We start from the raw sequence: 16,862 nt of genomic DNA, 5'->3' as shown, positions 1-16,862 counted from the left end.
CTAGGTCAGAGCCTCACGCGGGCTGCCCGGCCGCGGCCGGAGGCGGTACGGGTCCCCGCAACAGCGGGTCGTCGGTATCGATCATCCAGCGGTCGAGGCGTACGGCGAGGTCGGCCTGGATCGCCGCCGTCGCCGGGTCGCCGGCCAGGTTGGACCGCTCGTGCGGGTCGAACAGCACATCGTGCAGCCGGACCCGAGGTACTGGATGATCTGCCCAGCCCGCCTCGACCCACAGCGTCTTGCTACCCGATGCGTCGACGTTGTTGAGGTTCGGCCGGTCCTGGTCGTCGAACGATCGGACGTACAGCCACCGGTCGGTGCGGATCGCCCGCTGCGGCTGGTACGCGGCGTGATAGGTGATCTCCGCGAACGTCTCGTCCCGCACCGACTGCCCGTCGATCGTCGGCAGCAAGGACTGTCCCTGCAACCACTCCGGCTCGTCGATCCCGAGCAACGCGCACAAGGTCGGGAACACGTCGACCTGGCTGACCAGCGAGTCGACAGCCAGACCGGCCGGCAGCCCGGGAGCCCGCAGCATCAGCATCACGCCGGTCCCGGTCGCCCCGAGCGTGCACTTCATCCCGGGCATCGCCAGTCCGTGGTCGGTCGTCACCAGTACGACGGTGTTGTCGTCCAGCCCCTGCTCGCGCAGCGTGTCGAGTACGGCGCCCAAGGTCTGGTCGACCTGTCCGGCGGCAGCGTGGAAGGACGCCATGTCCCGGCGCGTGACGACCGCGTCCGGCATGGTCGGCGCCGGCGCGGTCCACCGCTCGTCACCGCCCGGGTGGCCGAACAGCCAGTCGGCCGACTTCATCGTGTGCGTCTCCAGGAGCCCGACCGAGAGGAAGAACGGCTGGTCGTGGCGGCGCCGCAGGTAGCTGACCGCCGCGTCCCGTCGCGCCGGCGCCAGCTCGTTCGCGGTCGGCACCTCCTCGTGGTACCCGATGGTCTTCGTCGCCGACCTCGGACCACTCGCCTCATGCTGTACGCCGACCAGCGCGGACGTGTACCCGTTCCGGTGCAACGTGTGGATCAGGTGCTCGTCGTAGTTCCGGAGGCGGTGTCCGCGATGGGCGAGGCCGAGCATTCCCGAGCTGTGCGCCCATTGCCCGGTGAGGAGTCCGGCCCGGCTCGGTGAGCAGGTCGGCGCGACCGAATGCGCGTTCCGGAACACCACCGACTCCTCGGCGAACGCCTGCAGCCGCGGCGTCCGGATCGGCGCACCGTAGGGCTCGACGTACCGGCCGGTGTCGTGGGTGTGGAAGTAGACGATGTTCGGTCGCCGCATGGCGAAGGATCCTCCTGGCGGGAAAACGTGTTCGGAAACCGGTCAGCGAGACGATTTGTACTGTGTGTACAGCTCTTCGGCGATCTTGTCGCCGCCGGAGCTCTTCCATTTCTTCACGGCCTCTGCCCAGGCCGACAACGGTTTCCGGCCCTGGATGATGTCGTCGGACACCGCGTTCAGGTCGCGGGTGAGCTGGCCGCCCTTGCGGCTGGCGGTCTCGGAGTACATACCGTCGACGGGGTTGGGGATCGCGTCCGGGCAGATCTGCTTCATCGCGTTGAAGCAGGCCTCGCTGCTGCCCTTCCGCTCGGGCAGGAAGATCGCCCACGGCCCGTCGGCCTGGTACTGCAGGGCGAGCTGCGTCTCGCTGAAGCCCTTCTTGGTCAGCACCGGGTCGCCGTCGCGCACCTGGTAGTCGATGCCCTTGATGCCGTACTTGCGGAACAGGTACTCGACGGTGCCGAACGGCGCGGCCAGGTAGTTGAGGTAGGCAAGCATCGTCTCGACCCGGTCCTCGGCCGACTTGCTGATCGCGGTGACCGACAACGTTGGCGCACCCAACCAGGTGTGGCCGACACCGGACCCGTCGTGGGCGGGCGGCGGGATGATCGCGATCTCGGCGTCCTGGTCCATCGTCTGCAGGTACGTCGGCCAGCCGCTGAACGTTGCCTGAACCAACGGACCGGTGCCGTTGCCGAACCGCGTCTTGCGGTCCTGGTTCTGGCTGGTGAACGCGTCGGGGTGGATGTAGCCGGCCTTCCACAGCTTCTGGACCAGCGCGAGCGCCTCCTCCTGCGCGGGATCCTCGAAGCTGCTGACAAGCTTGCCGTCGGCCTCTTTCCAGCTGTTCGCGATGCCGAACATGTTGCGGACGTACCCGGTCGGCAGGTCGGCCATCGCGAACCGGTTCTTCCGCCGGTCGGTGAGCGCCTTGCAGAGCCGGACGAAGTCGTCGGCGCTCTTCAGCTCGGCCGGGAGGCCCTGCGCGTCCAGGATGTCCTTGCGGGCGTACAGCACCTCGGAGCTGATCGCGCCGCGCGGGATCGGGACGCCGTACACCTTGCCGTCGAAGATCGTGGCGTTCCAGCTGGTCTCCGGCAGGTTGGCCAGGTACGGGTACTTCTTGATCTTGTCGCCGGCCAGGTGTGGCGTCAGGTCGACGGCCTTGGCCGCGAGCATCTGCGGTTTCTGCGGGACGTTGCCGATCGAGAAGATGTCGCCGAGGGCGCCGCCGGCCACGGAGGTCGCGAACTTCTGGTCGTACTCGACCGACGGCGTCAGGCTCAGCTGGACGGGTGATCCGACCTGCTGGTTGAACTTCTGCCAGAACGCGTTCTGGGTGACGTTCGGCGGGATCGGGGTGTTCGTGCTGGTCAGCACCTGGATCGGCTTGCCGTCGCCTGGCGGCTCGGTGATCGCCTGCACCGGCTTGGCCGGGTAGTGGACGAACCCGTCGGGGATGCCGTACTGCGCGCCGGGCAGGTCGGCCTTGACGCCGTCGTACCGCACGTAGGCGGGCCGGACCTTCGCCTTGGCGGCGGAGTCGTTGGCGCCGGAACCGCCGCCACGGCCGGAGTTGGAGCACCCGGGCACGGCCGCGGCCACACCGAGCGCCGCGCCGGCGCCGAGCACCGTCCGCCGGGACAACATCTGCGAATCGAACTTCGGCATGGTGTTCAGACCTTCCACGGTGACAGCAGGGCCGGTTGCCGGGTCACGAGATTCGCATCGGCTCGAATAATTTGTCAAGGGCCTATTGTTAATTCGACTTCGAGAAATAGAAATGTCTCTGCTAATAGGTATTATCTTCTTGACGTGACGCCCGGCCCCGGAGTTGCATGAGCGCTCGACCGCTGATCGTCGACTTCTCCGAGGTGCGCCATGCCCGACCCCTTGTCCGCGCCGAACCTCTCCCGGCGGAACCTCCTGTGGGGTGCCGTCCTGGTGCCGGCCGCCGTCCAGCTCACCCACCCGAAAGCCACCTCGGAGACCGACTTCGACGTCGTCCGCCGCCAGTGGCTCGAGACCCTGGTCGCCCAGGACGCGAGCGATCCGGTGGTCGCGAAGTACGTCCGGGACTCCGCGGCCGTCGCGGCAGACCTCTGGCGCACGATGGACAAGTCCGCCGCACGCACCTGGCTCTGGTCCGACCTGGACAGCAGCACGATCCCCGCGGTCCAGCGCAACAACATCGGCAGGCTCAGGCAACTCGCGCTGGCCCTCCGATCACCCGGCTCCGCCCTGTACGGCGACAAGGAACTGACCGCCGACCTGATCGAGGCGTTCGACTGGTTCCTCGCCCACAAGTACGGCGTGACCGCGATCTACGGCGGCTGGTGGGACTGGCAGATCGGCATCCCGTTGGCGCTCAACGACTTCTGCGTGCTGATGTACGACGACCTGTCGACGGACCGGATCACCACCGCGATGACGGCGATCGCGCGGTACGAGCCCGATCCGCACGTCATCGGATCCGGCAAGGCGACGAGCGCGAACCTGAACTGGACCTCGGCCGTCACCCTGCTCCGCGGCGCGCTGAGCCGGGACAAGGCGACGCTCGACCTCGCGAAGTCCGCCTGGTCGGGCATGTTCCCGTACTCCACCGCCGGCGACGGCTTCTACACCGACGGCGGCTTCGTCCAGCACGTCCACTACTCGTACAACGGCAGCTACGGTGTCTCGCTGCTGCAGTACCTGACCTACGGGATGGTCGCGACCCGCGGGACGGCCTGGGCGTTCTCGTCCGAGGCGGTCGACCGCGTGGTCAGCTGGGTCCAGGACAACTACCTGCCGTGGATGTACGGCGGCGCGTTCATGGACATGACCCGCGGGCGGGCGCTGTCCCGGTTCTACGAGACCGATCACCGCATCGGCCGGCTCACCACCGCCACGTTGCTGCAGCTGGCGCAGGCGTTCCCGGACGTCCAGGCCCGGGCGCTGAGGTCGCAGCTCAAGACGTACCTGACCGCGGACACGTTCCAGCCGTTCTTCGTGTACGACCCGATCCCGATCGAGCAGGTCCGGATCCCGTCGATCGCCGAGGCCCGCGCCGTACTGGCCGACCGTACGCTTCCGGCCGCCGGCGAAAAGGTCGCGACCAGGGTCGCCCCGTCGATGGCCCGCGCGGTCCACCGGCGCCCCGGGTTCGCGTACGGCATCGCGATGGACCGGCACGCCGTCTACTCCTTCGAGACCGCGAACCAGGAGAACGGGCGGGGCTGGTACACCGGCGAAGGCGCGGTCTACGTCTACCTGCCGGAGCAGGTCGGGCACTGGGCCGACATGTACTGGCCGACCGCCGACAACTACCGCATCCCCGGCGTCACGAGGGACCTTCGTACGCTGCCGCAGGGCGTCAGCCGGTACACGTTCAACGAGTGGGCGGGCGGGGCGGTTCTCGACGACCGGGCCGCGGTCGGCATGCAGCTGAACCCGAAGGGCCAGACGCTGCGCGGGAACAAGTCCTGGTTCTGCATGGACGACGCGGTGATCTGCCTCGGCTCCGGCATCTCCGGTACCGACGGCTTCGGCGTCGAGACGGTCGTCGAGAACCGGAACCTCGGCGCGTCCGGTACCGCTCGGCTGACCGTCGACGGGCGCGTGCTGGACCCCGGTACGGACGCGACTCGCCGGCGGATGCGCTGGGCCCACCTCGACAAGGTCGGCGGCTACGTCTTCCCGGAACCGACCGAGGTCGACGTACTGCGGGAGCACCGCTCCGGGCGCTGGACCGACCTCGACCTGCGCGGGGTCTACGAGGACCCGGCGCTCTACACGCGGCGCTTCGCGACGATGTGGATCGACCACGGCACCGACCCGGCCGACGCGCGCTACGCGTACGTGCAGCTGCCCGGGGCGTCGCGGACCGCCACGGAACAGTTCGCCCGCCGCGGCGTGGTCGACGTACTGGCGAACACCCCGGCGGTCCACGCCGTACGGCGCCGTGACCTCGGGCTGACCATGGCGAACTTCTGGACGCCCGGTACGCCGCCGGTCGGAGGCATCTCGGTCGACCGTACGGCGTCGGTGGTCGTCAGCGACCGGCGCGGCGTACTCAGCGTGGCCGTCTGCGACCCGACCCAGCTGCTGACCGGCAACGTCACCGTGGAGGTGGCTGTCCCGGCCGGACAACACCTCGGCGGCGACGCGCAGGTCCAGGCCGCGAGCCACGGGAACTCCGTATCGCTGACCGTCGACCTGACCGGATCGGCCGGTCGCTCGTACATCGCTCGTTTCCGCCACTGAGACAGGAGCCAGAGCATGCCGTCACTCGAACGCAGAATCGCCCGCCGCCACGTCCTCGCAGGTACCGCCGCCCTGCTCGCAACCGGCGCCGCCGGGTCAGCCGGGATTGCCGCACCGGCGCGGGCCGCCGCCTCACCGCGTAAAGCACCGTCGCTGGAGCTGGACACCGCGCGATACGTCGAACTCGACGCCGACTTCCTCAACACCCAGACAGCCCACTACGCGCGCATCAAGCGGATGCGGGACGGCCGCTTCATCCTCATCTACCAGACGTCGCAGCAGGCGTGGAGCATCTACTGGACGACCAGCAGCGACCTGAAGACCTGGGCCAAACCGCAGCTGCTGTTCGCGACCCGCAAGATCCTCGACGGCGCCGACGACCGCTGCTACTCCTCCGCGGACGCGCGGGTCCTCGACAACGGTGACCTCCTCGTCGTGTCCTCGTTCCGCGCGAACAAGGCCTTCAGTACCAACATGAAGCTCGACGGCCTGATGCTGCGCCGCAGTACCGACAACGGCCGCACCTGGGGACCCGAGCAGGTGATCTACGTCGGCGCGAACTGGGAACCGTTCATCCACCAGACCGACACCGGCGAGGTCCAGGTCTACTTCACCCACTCCGCCCCGAAACGCGTGGTCGAGAACGTGACCGGCTCGACCGGCGTCGCGATCATCCGCTCCCAGGACCGCGGCCGCACCTGGACGCCCGACGTCACCGACTACCCGTTCGCCGCCGACCGCGTCGCCCAGCAGTACACCCGCACCACCGACACCGGCGTCAAGATGTTCACCGACCAGATGCCCAGCGCCCTCCAGATCGACCCCAGTGGCGGGATCGCCCTCGCCATGGAGTCTCACCTTGCCGACGGCAACTACATGATCTCCCTCGCCTACACCGCCCAGAACTGGCCGGACCGCCTCGGCATGGACGAACCAGGCCCAGCCGACCGCCAGAACAACCTCTTCCCCGGCGCCGCCCCGTACCTCGCCCGCTTCCCCTCCGGCGAATCCGTCCTCTCCTACAACCAGGCCTCCCGCCAGCAAATCCGCCTCGGCGACCGCGAAGCCCGCACCTTCGGCGACGCCACGGCATACCTACCGGGCAAGGGCTTCTGGGGCGCCATCGAACTGGCCGGCCCCCACCACCTCGTCACCACCATGGCCAACGTCCGCCCCGACGGCAACAAGATCATGATCGGCGTCCTCAAGCTGATATCAAAATAATCGTACAATAGTTTTTAATCCTTGACCCTGGTCCGGCCTTGGTGGCACTCTTCGGCAGATGAGGAATCAAAGGGCGGGCCAGGTATGACGATCGCTCCGGTAGTCCGCCGTGCTGCGGCGTACACGTGGTCGTGGGACCCGGACGGTGACAGGTTCACAATCACCGATCCCGCGGACCGGGCGATCGTCGGTGCGGCGATGCAGCCGGTGCTCGAGTTCGCCTCGGGCGACCTGTCGGAGTGCGTCGTGCAGGCGGTCGACGACGACGCCGGCCGCCTCACAGTCGAATACGGGAACGGCGACGGACTGCGGATGGTCGTGTCCTGGCGTTTCGAGGACGCGGCGTGCTGGCTGGATCCGGTGCGGGTGGTGGACCCGCTCGCGCGGCCGCTGCGGTCGATGCACCTGTTCGCGGGGAGCGGCGCGGTTCCGGCGCTCGCGTGTACATATCTGGTGCAGCCGGGGATCAGCGCGTCGCCAGGGGTGGGGCCTGTCGTCGACAGCCATGCGGTGTTGTCGTTCGCCTCCTGGGTCGGGCGCGGCAGCGGGATGGACGACACGGTCCAGCATCAGCAATGGGCCTTGCCGGTGCACTACCTAGCCGGGCACAGCCTGCACGGCTGGCCCAACCAGCGCGACGCTTTGCGCGAGAAGCTGTCGCACGCGTTCTGCGCCGGTCTCGCCGATCTCCCGGCGGCCGATCTGCGGCTGGTCAGTCGCGCGGGGCGCTACAGCGTCGTGTTCGACTACCGGGAGGACCTGTGGGGGCCCGCCGACGCCGGGTCAGACGTTCGAGGCTCGACCTGGTGCTGGTCGTTCGCCGGCCATTACAGGGACGCGATCGCTGGCTACTACCAGGCGCTGGTCCGGTCAGGTGTCGTCGCGATTGCCCAACCGAACGCGCGGAAGCTCCAGGTGATGGCGGCCGCGCAGTACAACACCTGGGGAGCGCAGGCCGGTTCCGGGCGGCAGTGGAACTTGTTCGACCAGGAATCGCTGGACAACATCTGGAGTGAACTCAACGCCTCCGGCCTGCGGCCCCAGTGCTTCGTGATCGACGACAAGTGGGAACACAGTTACGGTCCGCTCGAGCACTGCGAGGACCGGTTTCCCGATTTCGAGAAGCGACTGCGGGACATCCGTGCGGCCGGCTGTTTCGTCGGGCTGTGGACCGCCTTCCTGAGGTGCGAGAACCCTGCCGAGGTAGGACTGGGACCGGAGCACATGCTGCACGGACCGGACGGCAGCCCGGTGGTGAAGGGCGGTCGCGACGGCAGGTACTACCTGTACGACGTCACCCAGCCTGTCGTCGCCGACACCCTTCGAGAGTTGGCGCGGCGGTTCGCCCGGCGCTACCGGCCCGACCTGGTCAAGTTCGACTTCGGGTACGAGCTTCCGTCGTTGTCGATCGCGGCGCCCAAGGACCCGCGCTGGGGAGGCGAACGCCTGCTGAAGCTCGCCTTGGAGATCGTGATGGGAGCGGTCCGCGAGGAGGTTCCGGACGTCGTGGTGATGTATTACCACCTGTCCCCGCTCTTCGGCGACCACATCGACCTGCACAGTATCGACGACGTCTGGCTGGCCGGCGAGGAGTACCACGAGGAGTCGAACCGCCGGCTGTACTTCAGCAGCCTGCTCGGCGAGCTCGGCATGCCCAGCTACGGGTCCGGCGGATACGACTGGCCGAGCATGGCCGAGATCTGGTTCGACACCGTGGCGACCGGGTCGATCGGCTCGCTCGGCAGCTTCACCGGCGACCCGATCGGATCCCGGCCGAGCCGGCGGGACATCGCCAAGTACAACGGGCTGGCGCAGCTGGTCCGTCGGTCGGCGGTGTTTCGCGTCGAGCCGCTCCGGGCGCCGCGGATCGGCGCGTCCACCGCGGCCCGCTCGTCGTCCTGGGCACGGCTCGAGGACAGCCTGCCGACGCTCGTCGCATTGCGGCCTCGGCACTTCAACGGCTCGGGCGGTGTCACGGAGTACGGCGGTGTCGACACCACCGCGCAGGTCGTCGTCGCTGCCGGCGGCGACGGCGGCATCGTCGGCGCATCCGAGCTCCGGATCGTCCCGTACGACGCCGGCCGACTTCGCATCACGCGCGCCGTCTCGGGGCAGGCGCACATAGTCACGCACCTCGACGACGGCTCTGCCGTGGAACGTCGGCAGCCGATCGACGGCCGCATCCTCGTGGTCGACCTGGCAGAGCAGGCGGGCTCCGCGCAGGTCGAGTGGGTTCAGGTGCGCTTCTCCGACGACGCGGAATGAGCGCCAGTCGATGACCGCATCTTTCGGACCCGACAAGTTGATGGCCGTCGTCGACGCCCGGCGCGGCGCGAAGATCCGTTCGTTGCTCGATGCGGATGGGTACGAGTGGTTGCTGCCGCCCTGCAGACCGGCGCCGCCGGGGACGCCCTTCGTCGAGGCCGAGATGGGTGGCTGGGACGAGTGCGCGCCGACGATCGTCGCATGCTGCGGACCGGCGGGGGAGGCGCTGCCCGATCACGGCGACCTCTGGGATGCGGTCTGGACGTCCGACGGCGCGAGTACCACGGCCCGCGGGACGAGTCTGCCGTACCGGCTCCGGCGTACGGTCTCCCGGCGACGTCAGGGGATCAGCCTCGAGTACGAGGTCGTCGCCGAGCAGGACATGCCGTTTCTGTGGGCCGCGCATCCACAGTTCCGCGCGCCGGCGGGCAGCCGGGTTGAGGTTGGCACCGACCGGGCCGTCGACGCCTTCGACAGACCGGGTCACCGGTTCGTGCTCACCGACGCTGACCTGAGCATCGACTCGGTCGCCGCCGGTGGTTGCCGCAAGTTCTACCTGGACCCGGCGGTTCCGGCCGACAGCGCGGCGTTGGTGGTGCCGGGGGCCGGGCGGCTGAGGCTGCGGTGGGATGGAGACATCGCACCCTACGTCGGCCTCTGGTTCGACAACCGCGCGTACGCCAGGGAGCCGGTGATCGCGATCGAGCCGAGCACTGGGTACTACGACTCGCTCGCCAGGGCCGTCGAGAACGATGCGGTCCTCCGGCTGCGCGCGGGCAAGCCGGTCAGGTGGACAATGGAGGTCGACATCCGATGACAGATTCCGGACGCCGCACCCCGACCGATCAGCAGACGCAGTTGCGGTCGGTCGCGGACAGTCTGTTGGCGCTGCCCTATGAAACCTGGAGCTTCGGAGACTCGGTGGCCTTCGAGGCGATGGCCGTCGCCAGCGATCGACTGGACGACCCGACGTACGCCGCTTTCGCCCGCGGCTGGATGCGCGGCTGGGCGACTCGCGCCGAGCCGTTCCGGCGGCTCGACTGCACCGCGCCAGGTCTCGCGATGGTGCGGGCCGCTGTCCGGTACGACGACGACCAGTTGCTCGGCGCCGCGGTCAAGCTGGCCGACTACCTGATCGCACGGCCGACGGTGAGCGGCGTCTTCGCGACCTGGGATCGCGCACCGCTGCTCGAGCCCTACGGGCCGGCGACGCTGCACGGCCACGATGCTGCCCTGCAGAAGGATCCACCACCGGGTGTGTTCGTCGACTGCCTGCACTTCGACCCGGCCTACCTGGTCGCGCTCGGTGCGACGACCGCGCAGGAACGGTACTGGCGGACAGGCCTCGACCAGGCGCTGGGTTACGTACGGCTGCTCCAGCAGGACAACGGTTTGTTCGATCACTTCTTCCTGGCCGGGGACTCCCGGACGTTCGGTCCGGGGTGGGGGCGTGGACAGGGCTGGGCGCTCCTCGGGCTCCTCGACGTTCTCGAGTCCGCGCGCGACGTGGCGAGCGCGCCGGCCCTCGAGCCGCTCGTGGTGGCCGCCCGGCGGTTGATCGGGTCGATGACCGAGCTGCAGCGGGCCGACGGTCATTGGTACGCGGTGGTGACCGATCCGTCCTCGGGCCGGGAGTCCTCGACGGCCGCCTTCATGGCCGTGGCGTTCCGCCGTGCCGAGGACGTCGGTCTCATCCCACCTGGCCGGGTGTCCGCGACGAGAGCGGCGGCGTCCTCCGCGGCAGAGGCGGTCCGTGCATCGCTGCAGCCCGACGGCACGCTCGCCGACGTCTCGGCGGCAGTGTGGGCCTGTACCGAACCGAGCCACTATCGGCACGTGCCCCGTGGTTTCCGGGTGCCATGGGGCCAGGGACCCGCAGTACTCGCGTTGGGTACAAGACCATGAACCTCGCCGGGCGAACTGCGCTCGTGACGGGCGGCGCGCATGGGATCGGCGCGGCGACCTCCCGACGGCTGGCCCGCGACGGCGCGTCTGTCGTACTCGCGGACGTGGACGTCGACACCGGGCGCGCCGTCGCCGACGAGATCGGCGCCGCCGCGACGTTCCGACAGCTCGACGTCGGTGATGCCCGGTCCTGGGACGAACTCGCGGCGGATCTGCCAGGTCCGTTGGACATCGTCGTCAACAACGCCTTCACGCTGACCGTCGCGCCCGTGACCGCGCTCGCTCCCGAAGACTGGGAGCGGCAGCTGGCCGTCGATCTCGGCTCGGTGTACCACTCCGCGCGGGTGGCGCTGCCGATGCTCTCCGCACGTGGTGGCGCGATGGTCAACGTGTCGTCGGTGCACGCCGTCGCGGGGTACCGCGGCCATCCGGCGTACGCCGCCGCGAAGGGCGGGATGGCGGCGCTCACCAGGCAGCTGGCCGCCGACTACGGCCGTACCGTCCGGGTGAACGCGGTCATGCCCGGAGCGATCGACACCCGGGTCTGGGACGGGGCCGCCGACGTCGAGCGCGTGCATCACGCGGACCTGGCCGCGATGGGACGCCTGGGACGACCCGAGGAGGTCGCGTCCGTGATCGCCTTCCTGGCCTCGGACGACGCGTCATACGTCTGCGGAGCCTGCATCGTCGTCGACGGCGGCCTGACGACCACTCGGTACTGACCGCGGCGCTGCCGTATTGGATGCCTAGGGCAAGTACTGATCGGTTGCGAGCGTTCAGCCTGTAGTCACTTTGTATGATTACTTCTTGACGGCCCATCGTGTGGCTGGCACCATCGGGAACAGCCGGGGTACGGCGATTTCCCGAGAGGAAACGGCATGATCACCAACACAGTCTCCGTGCGAGCGAGCCGGGCGAGGACCGGGCGGGCGCTGTCGAGACGCACCTTTATCGGCGGGGTCGCGGGGGTTGGCGGCGCGGTCGCGGCCGGTCCACTGCTCAGCGCCTGCGGCAGCGGCACCGGAAGCAGTCCGTCGGGCGGCACGGTCGACCTGAACTACCTCTACCCGGTGGGTGTCTCGGGCCCGCTGGCCAAGACGATGCAGTCGCTGGTCGACGACTTCAACAAGGCGCATCCCAAGATCCGCGTGAAGCCGTCGTTCACCGGCGACTACACAACCAACCTGACCAAGATCCAGACCGCGGTCAAGGGCGGCAACCCGCCCGACGTCTCGATCCTCTCGCTCGGCGATCAGCAGTCGCTACTGGACGTCAAGGCACTGCAGCCGATTGACGAGCTCGCGCACAAGAACAACGTCTCGATCGCGTTCGACGACTTCTACCCGGCGTTCCTGAACGAGACGAAGTCGGACGGCGGCACCTACGGCCTCCCGTTCCAGCGCAGTACGCCGGTGCTGTTCTACAACGCCGATGCGTTGCATGCCGCCGGCGCGACCTCGGCGCCGGCGACCTGGGACGACGTGGTGAGCACCAGCGAGAAGATGATGGCTGCCAAGAAAGTCCAGTGGGGCGTTCACTTCCCCACGGTCATCTGGCAGTTCCAGGGGCTGGCCATGGAGGCGGGGCAGGACCTCAACGGCTCCGACCTCAGCCACGTCGCCTTCAACACGTCGGCCGCGATCAAAGGCCTGTCCTGGTTGGTGGATCTTGCCACGAAGTACAAGGTCTCGCCGCAGGGCGTGATCGACGCGGTGTCGGCTCCCGCAGCCTTCAGTGGCGGCAAGGTCGGCTACCTGTACAACTCCAGCGGCGGCCTGACGAGCATCCTGCAGCAGTCGAAGTTCAAGGTCGGCACCGCGTTCATGCCGAAGGACCAGAAGTACGGCGCACCGACGGGTGGCGGGAACCTGTATGTCTTCAAGAACATCCCAGCCGCCCGGCAGGCTGCGGCGCTCACCTTCATCGAGTGGATGACGCAGCCGGCCCAAGCCGCGCGCTGGTCGGTCGCCACCGGTTATGTGCCGAGCCGCAAAGCGGTGGTCGACACGGCGGCCTGGAAGCAGTACAGCGTCAAGTACCCGCAGGCGAACACCGCGATCCAGCAGCTCCAGTACGCCGCCCCGTCGCTGAACTCGCATGCGACGAGCCAGGTCAGCAACATCCTTCTCGGTGCTCTGCAGGCCGCGGTCAGCGGGCAGTCGAGTGCGTCGGACGCGCTGGGCGACGCGCAGAAGAAGGCCGACTCGATCCTCGCGCAGTACCAGTGAGGCGTGCCGACCTGTGACAGCGATCAATCTCGTGGCGGCGCGGGTGCGGGTCCGCTCCAGCGCGCGGCTCCGGTACGCGCCCGCCACGCCCTACCTGCTCGTCCTTCCGGGCCTCTTGTTCATCGTCGTGTTCACCGTCTACCCGATCGGGTCGTTGCTGGTGCGCAGCTTGTTCCGCGAGAACACGGCACACCCCGACCCGACCTTCACCGGCCTGGCGAACTTCCGGGCCGTTTTCAGCGATCCGGTGTTCCTGAAGTCGCTGACGACGAGCGTGATCTACGCGCTGGTCGTCGCACCGGTCTCGGTCGCGATCGGGCTGTTGATTGCCTTGCTGATCAACCGCAAGGGCTTCGTCGCGGGACTGTGCCGCGGGGCGTTCTTCTATCCGATAGTGCTGCCGATGGTGAGTGCGGCGTCCATCTGGCTGTTCATCATGACTCCCGACTACGGCCTGCTGTCACAGCTCACGTCGTTCCTGCACCTGGGGTCGGTGTCGCTGCTGACGAACCGGTCGACGGCCTTGTGGGCGATCGGTGCCGTCGCCACCTGGCGACAGGCGGGCTTCTTCGCGATCTTCCTGCTGGCCGGGCTGCAGGCGATCGACCCCGACGTCCAGAACGCGGCCCGCCTGGACGGAGCGTCGCAGGTCCGGGTGACCCGGCACATCACGATCCCGCTGCTCTGGCCCACGCTGGTGTTCGTCTTCACGATGTCGTTGTTCAGTGCGTTCCAGACCCTGGACCTCGTGTATGTGATGACGCAGGGCGGCCCGACCGACTCCACGCGCGTCCTGCTGATGAACATCTACGACACGGCGTTCTCGTACCAGAACACCGGATGGGCGTCGGCGCAGTCGGTGGTGTTCCTGGTGATCCTGGCGGTCATCGCAGCGATACAGATCTTCGTCGTCGACCGGATGCGGGGCGAGCCACTTGACTAGGACACTGAAGGCGTCGCGGACGGCCGCAGCGCTCGTGCTCGCCGCGCTGTGGCTGGTGCCGTTGCTCTGGATCGCGGTGACCTCGCTGCGATCGCAGACAGACTCGGTCGCGGGTAGCCTGTTTCCGCGGGGACTGACGCTGAGCACGTTCACCGCCGCGTGGCAGGCCGCACCGTTCGGCCGGTACTACCTGAACACCTGCATCATTGCCTTCGGCACGATCTTCGTGCAGCTGGTGACGTCGGTGCTGGCGGCGTACGCGTTCGCCCGGATGCGCTTCAGGTTCCGGAACCTGCTGTTCTACATCTACCTGCTGCAGATGATGATCCCGCTGTCCGCGCTCGTCGTACCGAACTACATCACGATGAAGCAGTTGGGCACGCTGGACCAGCTGATCGGCATCATGCTCCCGTACTTCGGTTCGGCGCTCGGCACGTTCTTCCTGCGGCAGAACTTCCGGAGTATCCCGATCGAGTACGAGGAGGCGGCCCGGATCGACGGGGCGAGTCTCTGGACGATCATCTGGCGGATCTATGTACCCAGTGCGAAGGCTGCCGTGCTGTCGTTCCTGCTGATCTCGTTCAGCTACCACTGGGACGACTTCTTCTGGCCGCTGATCGTGACGAGCAGCGACGAGCGGCGTCCGGTCTCGGTCGGCCTCGCATTGTTCACCCAGTCCTCCGAGTCCGGTGCGGCCTGGCAGTTGGTAGCGGCCGGTGCGATCCTGGTGTGCCTGCCGGTGCTCGTGCTGTTCGGGGTGTTCCAGCGCCAGCTGATCACCGGCTACGCCCGGGGCATGCGGTGACACCAGTGGTGCGGCTGGTCGCCGTGGACCTCGACGGAACGATTCTCGAGGGTGGCGAGATAATCCGCCCCGACACGATCGACTCGATCCGCCGGTGCCGCGACCGAGGCGTCCAAGTGGTCACCGCCAGCGGACGGCCGCACGCCTTCCAGCTGGAAGTGCTCGCCCGGCACGGGCTCGATCGCGGGGACTTCGCGGCGCTGATCTGCGACGAGCGCGAACTCTGGATCCGCGGCGCCGACGGATTCGACTCGGTGAGCGCGTGGAACGAACCGACGTACGCGCGTTGGCATTCCCTGGTTCCCGAGGTGAGCCGATGGGTCGAGTGGAGTCTGACCGAGGCGCGCCGGAACGGCTGGCCGGCGGCTCACCACTTCTCGGCCGAGCAGACCGTCGCCCACGGACTCGGTGTCGTGGCGCTGGAGCAGGAGGAGGCCGCGGTCCAGCTCGAGGGTCTGCTCCGGGCACGGTTGAAGGCCGAGGCGCCGGCGATCGCCTGCAACCGGAACAAGCGGCTCGTCCAGCTCCACGACGTACTGGTCGACAAGGCACGGAGCCTTGCCGAGCTGGCCCGTCTGCTCGGTGTCGATGCGCGTCAGGTGCTGGCGATCGGTGATTCGGGCAACGATCGCAGCATGCTCGACGGTACGCACGGCTTCCGCTCGGCCACGGTCGCGAACGCGTCCACTGAGGTGAAAGAGGCTGTGGTCCGGGCCACCGGCACCGTGGCGAGCAAACCCTCAGGGGCGGGGGTCGCGGCCATCCTCGATGCGCTGGTTCGGGGTCAGGCGCCGTCCAGTGAGTAGCTGCGTGACAGGTCGAGCCGCAGCTCGGCCGCCGCCTCCTGTTCTGCCGATCCGGCGTAGACGGCGTCAAGGCTCAGGCCGTGGACGGCCAACAGCTCCGCGCACTTGTCCAGAACGGCGTCGAGCAGGTGCGGCACGGAACCGGCCGTGTCGAACCAGCCCTGATCGACGAGCCCGACAAGCAGACGATCAGTACTCGGATCCCGCAGTACGGCGTCTGCGGCCGGCTGGAGTGGGAAGAGGTCCTCCCACCGGACGGGCAAGGCGCCGAAGCACTGGGCGAGGTTCACGAACGCGGCCGGCCGAAGTGGCCCGTCTTCGAGGAGTGGAACGATCTGCATCCGCACAGGAGCATCGGATGCCCCGACATCGTAGAGCCGGTAGCAATGCGGGGCCTCGGCCAGAGCGGACCCGGTCGCGAACGTCGAGCCGCCGTCGTGGATCAGGTCCGTGCCCGGGTGATAGTGCCCCGACAGGGAGAGCCGGACGCGACCCGACTCCACGATCCGCCCGCGGAGTTCCCGGCCGTCCTGGTACGTGTGCGGCCAGTCGTCGTTCAGCTCCGGCGTGACGACGAAGTGCTGCAGATGCACCTGATCCGGACCGGTGCTGGTGAGCAGGTCGTCGAACAGGGCACGCTCGGCCCGGCGGCGATGTGGGATGTTGGCGTGGTCCTCGCGGTCCCAGAAGCTCACGAAACGCAGCTCGCCGATCTCCCGGACGAGCGGACCGGTGCCGAACACGGACCCGGTCATCGGATACGAATCATGGTTGCCGGGGACAACGATGTACGGCAGACCGGAACCGTCGAGCAGGTCGCGGAGGAGCCGGTAGTCGGCCGCCGCCGCGGACAGCCAGCGGTCGCGGTCGAACGCGTCGTACCGCTCGCCGGTCAGCAGGAACGACGGCACGTCGACGAGGTCGCCGGTGACCACCACGACCTCGGCGCCGCGGCGGCGTGCGTCGTCGAGTGCCTTCGAGGTGAGCCCGAGCGCCTCGCGACTGCGGCGGCGGCCGAGGACGGAGGTGCCGGGCAGATGTGCCCGGACGTGCAGGTCGGTCAGCTGAGCGATGCGCATGGTCACCCCAGGATATCCGCACGCTGTCGGACTGTTGTAAAGAATATCATCATACTATAACTTTTATAGGCCAG

The 16,862-nt window shown here is 68.2% G+C and carries 13 protein-coding genes; 10 read left to right on the top strand and 3 right to left on the bottom strand.

Annotated elements, in window-relative coordinates:
* Positions 1 to 13: 13 nt before the first annotated feature.
* Complete coding sequence (locus tag ACXJJ3_RS16585) at positions 14 to 1,288, bottom strand: sulfatase family protein (protein ID WP_458170998.1); 1,275 nt, start codon at positions 1,286 to 1,288, stop codon at positions 14 to 16.
* A 42-nt stretch (positions 1,289 to 1,330) separates the two neighbouring features.
* Positions 1,331 to 2,959, bottom strand: coding sequence for an extracellular solute-binding protein (locus tag ACXJJ3_RS16580; protein WP_458170997.1), 1,629 nt, complete (start codon positions 2,957 to 2,959; stop codon positions 1,331 to 1,333).
* A 210-nt stretch (positions 2,960 to 3,169) separates the two neighbouring features.
* Here ACXJJ3_RS16580 and ACXJJ3_RS16575 point away from each other — a divergent pair, with 210 nt between their 5' ends.
* From ACXJJ3_RS16575 to ACXJJ3_RS16530, 10 genes are all read left to right on the top strand, one after another.
* Positions 3,170 to 5,533, top strand: a complete 2,364-nt coding sequence (locus ACXJJ3_RS16575; protein ID WP_458170995.1) for a polysaccharide lyase 8 family protein — start codon at positions 3,170 to 3,172, stop codon at positions 5,531 to 5,533.
* A gap of 15 nt (positions 5,534 to 5,548) precedes the next feature.
* Positions 5,549 to 6,757 carry an exo-alpha-sialidase gene (locus ACXJJ3_RS16570; protein WP_458170994.1) on the top strand — a complete coding sequence of 403 codons (1,209 nt, stop codon included), beginning with the start codon at positions 5,549 to 5,551 and terminating at the stop codon, positions 6,755 to 6,757.
* Positions 6,758 to 6,841: 84 nt separating this feature from the next.
* Positions 6,842 to 9,022 carry a hypothetical protein gene (locus ACXJJ3_RS16565; RefSeq protein WP_458170992.1) on the top strand — a complete coding sequence of 727 codons (2,181 nt, stop codon included), beginning with the start codon at positions 6,842 to 6,844 and terminating at the stop codon, positions 9,020 to 9,022.
* Between the two features lie 10 nt (positions 9,023 to 9,032).
* Complete coding sequence (locus ACXJJ3_RS16560; RefSeq protein WP_458170991.1) at positions 9,033 to 9,839, top strand: hypothetical protein; 807 nt, start codon at positions 9,033 to 9,035, stop codon at positions 9,837 to 9,839.
* Positions 9,836 to 10,927, top strand: a complete 1,092-nt coding sequence (locus tag ACXJJ3_RS16555) for a glycoside hydrolase family 88 protein (RefSeq protein WP_458170990.1) — start codon at positions 9,836 to 9,838, stop codon at positions 10,925 to 10,927. Before ACXJJ3_RS16560 ends, ACXJJ3_RS16555 begins: the two co-directional genes overlap by 4 nt.
* A complete protein-coding gene (locus ACXJJ3_RS16550; RefSeq protein WP_458170989.1) occupies positions 10,924 to 11,649 on the top strand; it encodes an SDR family NAD(P)-dependent oxidoreductase in 726 nt (241 codons plus the stop codon). The genes ACXJJ3_RS16555 and ACXJJ3_RS16550 overlap by 4 nt, the downstream gene beginning before the upstream one ends.
* A gap of 156 nt (positions 11,650 to 11,805) precedes the next feature.
* The gene (locus ACXJJ3_RS16545; RefSeq protein WP_458170988.1) at positions 11,806 to 13,155 is read left to right on the top strand and encodes an ABC transporter substrate-binding protein; all 1,350 of its coding nucleotides are present in this window, start codon (positions 11,806 to 11,808) and stop codon (positions 13,153 to 13,155) included.
* Between the two features lie 13 nt (positions 13,156 to 13,168).
* The gene (locus ACXJJ3_RS16540) at positions 13,169 to 14,098 is read left to right on the top strand and encodes a carbohydrate ABC transporter permease (protein WP_458170987.1); all 930 of its coding nucleotides are present in this window, start codon (positions 13,169 to 13,171) and stop codon (positions 14,096 to 14,098) included.
* The gene (locus tag ACXJJ3_RS16535) at positions 14,091 to 14,903 is read left to right on the top strand and encodes a carbohydrate ABC transporter permease (RefSeq protein ID WP_458170986.1); all 813 of its coding nucleotides are present in this window, start codon (positions 14,091 to 14,093) and stop codon (positions 14,901 to 14,903) included. The genes ACXJJ3_RS16540 and ACXJJ3_RS16535 overlap by 8 nt, the downstream gene beginning before the upstream one ends.
* Complete coding sequence (locus ACXJJ3_RS16530) at positions 14,900 to 15,709, top strand: HAD family hydrolase (RefSeq protein ID WP_458170985.1); 810 nt, start codon at positions 14,900 to 14,902, stop codon at positions 15,707 to 15,709. Before ACXJJ3_RS16535 ends, ACXJJ3_RS16530 begins: the two co-directional genes overlap by 4 nt.
* On the opposite strand, the gene ACXJJ3_RS16525 is transcribed toward ACXJJ3_RS16530, so the two are convergent.
* Positions 15,688 to 16,788 (bottom strand): metallophosphoesterase family protein, encoded by a 1,101-nt coding sequence (locus tag ACXJJ3_RS16525; RefSeq protein ID WP_458170984.1) that lies wholly within the window; start codon positions 16,786 to 16,788, stop codon positions 15,688 to 15,690. The genes ACXJJ3_RS16530 and ACXJJ3_RS16525 overlap by 22 nt on opposite strands.
* Between the last annotated feature and the right edge of the window lie 74 nt (positions 16,789 to 16,862).

The organism is Kribbella sp. WER1, from assembly GCF_054189145.1.
The sequence above is the reverse complement of the archived record's forward strand: the minus strand, read 5'-3'. Positions and strand labels throughout refer to the sequence as shown.

What these genes read in the sequence shown, in the direction of transcription:
- ACXJJ3_RS16585 (WP_458170998.1), bottom strand. Translation starts at nt 1,288, where the DNA reads ATGCGGCGACCGAACATCGTCTACTTCCACACCCACGACACCGGCCGG.
- ACXJJ3_RS16580 (WP_458170997.1), bottom strand. Translation starts at nt 2,959, where the DNA reads ATGCCGAAGTTCGATTCGCAGATGTTGTCCCGGCGGACGGTGCTCGGC.
- ACXJJ3_RS16575 (WP_458170995.1), top strand. Translation starts at nt 3,170, where the DNA reads ATGCCCGACCCCTTGTCCGCGCCGAACCTCTCCCGGCGGAACCTCCTG.
- ACXJJ3_RS16570 (WP_458170994.1), top strand. Translation starts at nt 5,549, where the DNA reads ATGCCGTCACTCGAACGCAGAATCGCCCGCCGCCACGTCCTCGCAGGT.
- ACXJJ3_RS16565 (WP_458170992.1), top strand. Translation starts at nt 6,842, where the DNA reads ATGACGATCGCTCCGGTAGTCCGCCGTGCTGCGGCGTACACGTGGTCG.
- ACXJJ3_RS16560 (WP_458170991.1), top strand. Translation starts at nt 9,033, where the DNA reads ATGACCGCATCTTTCGGACCCGACAAGTTGATGGCCGTCGTCGACGCC.
- ACXJJ3_RS16555 (WP_458170990.1), top strand. Translation starts at nt 9,836, where the DNA reads ATGACAGATTCCGGACGCCGCACCCCGACCGATCAGCAGACGCAGTTG.
- ACXJJ3_RS16550 (WP_458170989.1), top strand. Translation starts at nt 10,924, where the DNA reads ATGAACCTCGCCGGGCGAACTGCGCTCGTGACGGGCGGCGCGCATGGG.
- ACXJJ3_RS16545 (WP_458170988.1), top strand. Translation starts at nt 11,806, where the DNA reads ATGATCACCAACACAGTCTCCGTGCGAGCGAGCCGGGCGAGGACCGGG.
- ACXJJ3_RS16525 (WP_458170984.1), bottom strand. Translation starts at nt 16,788, where the DNA reads ATGCGCATCGCTCAGCTGACCGACCTGCACGTCCGGGCACATCTGCCC.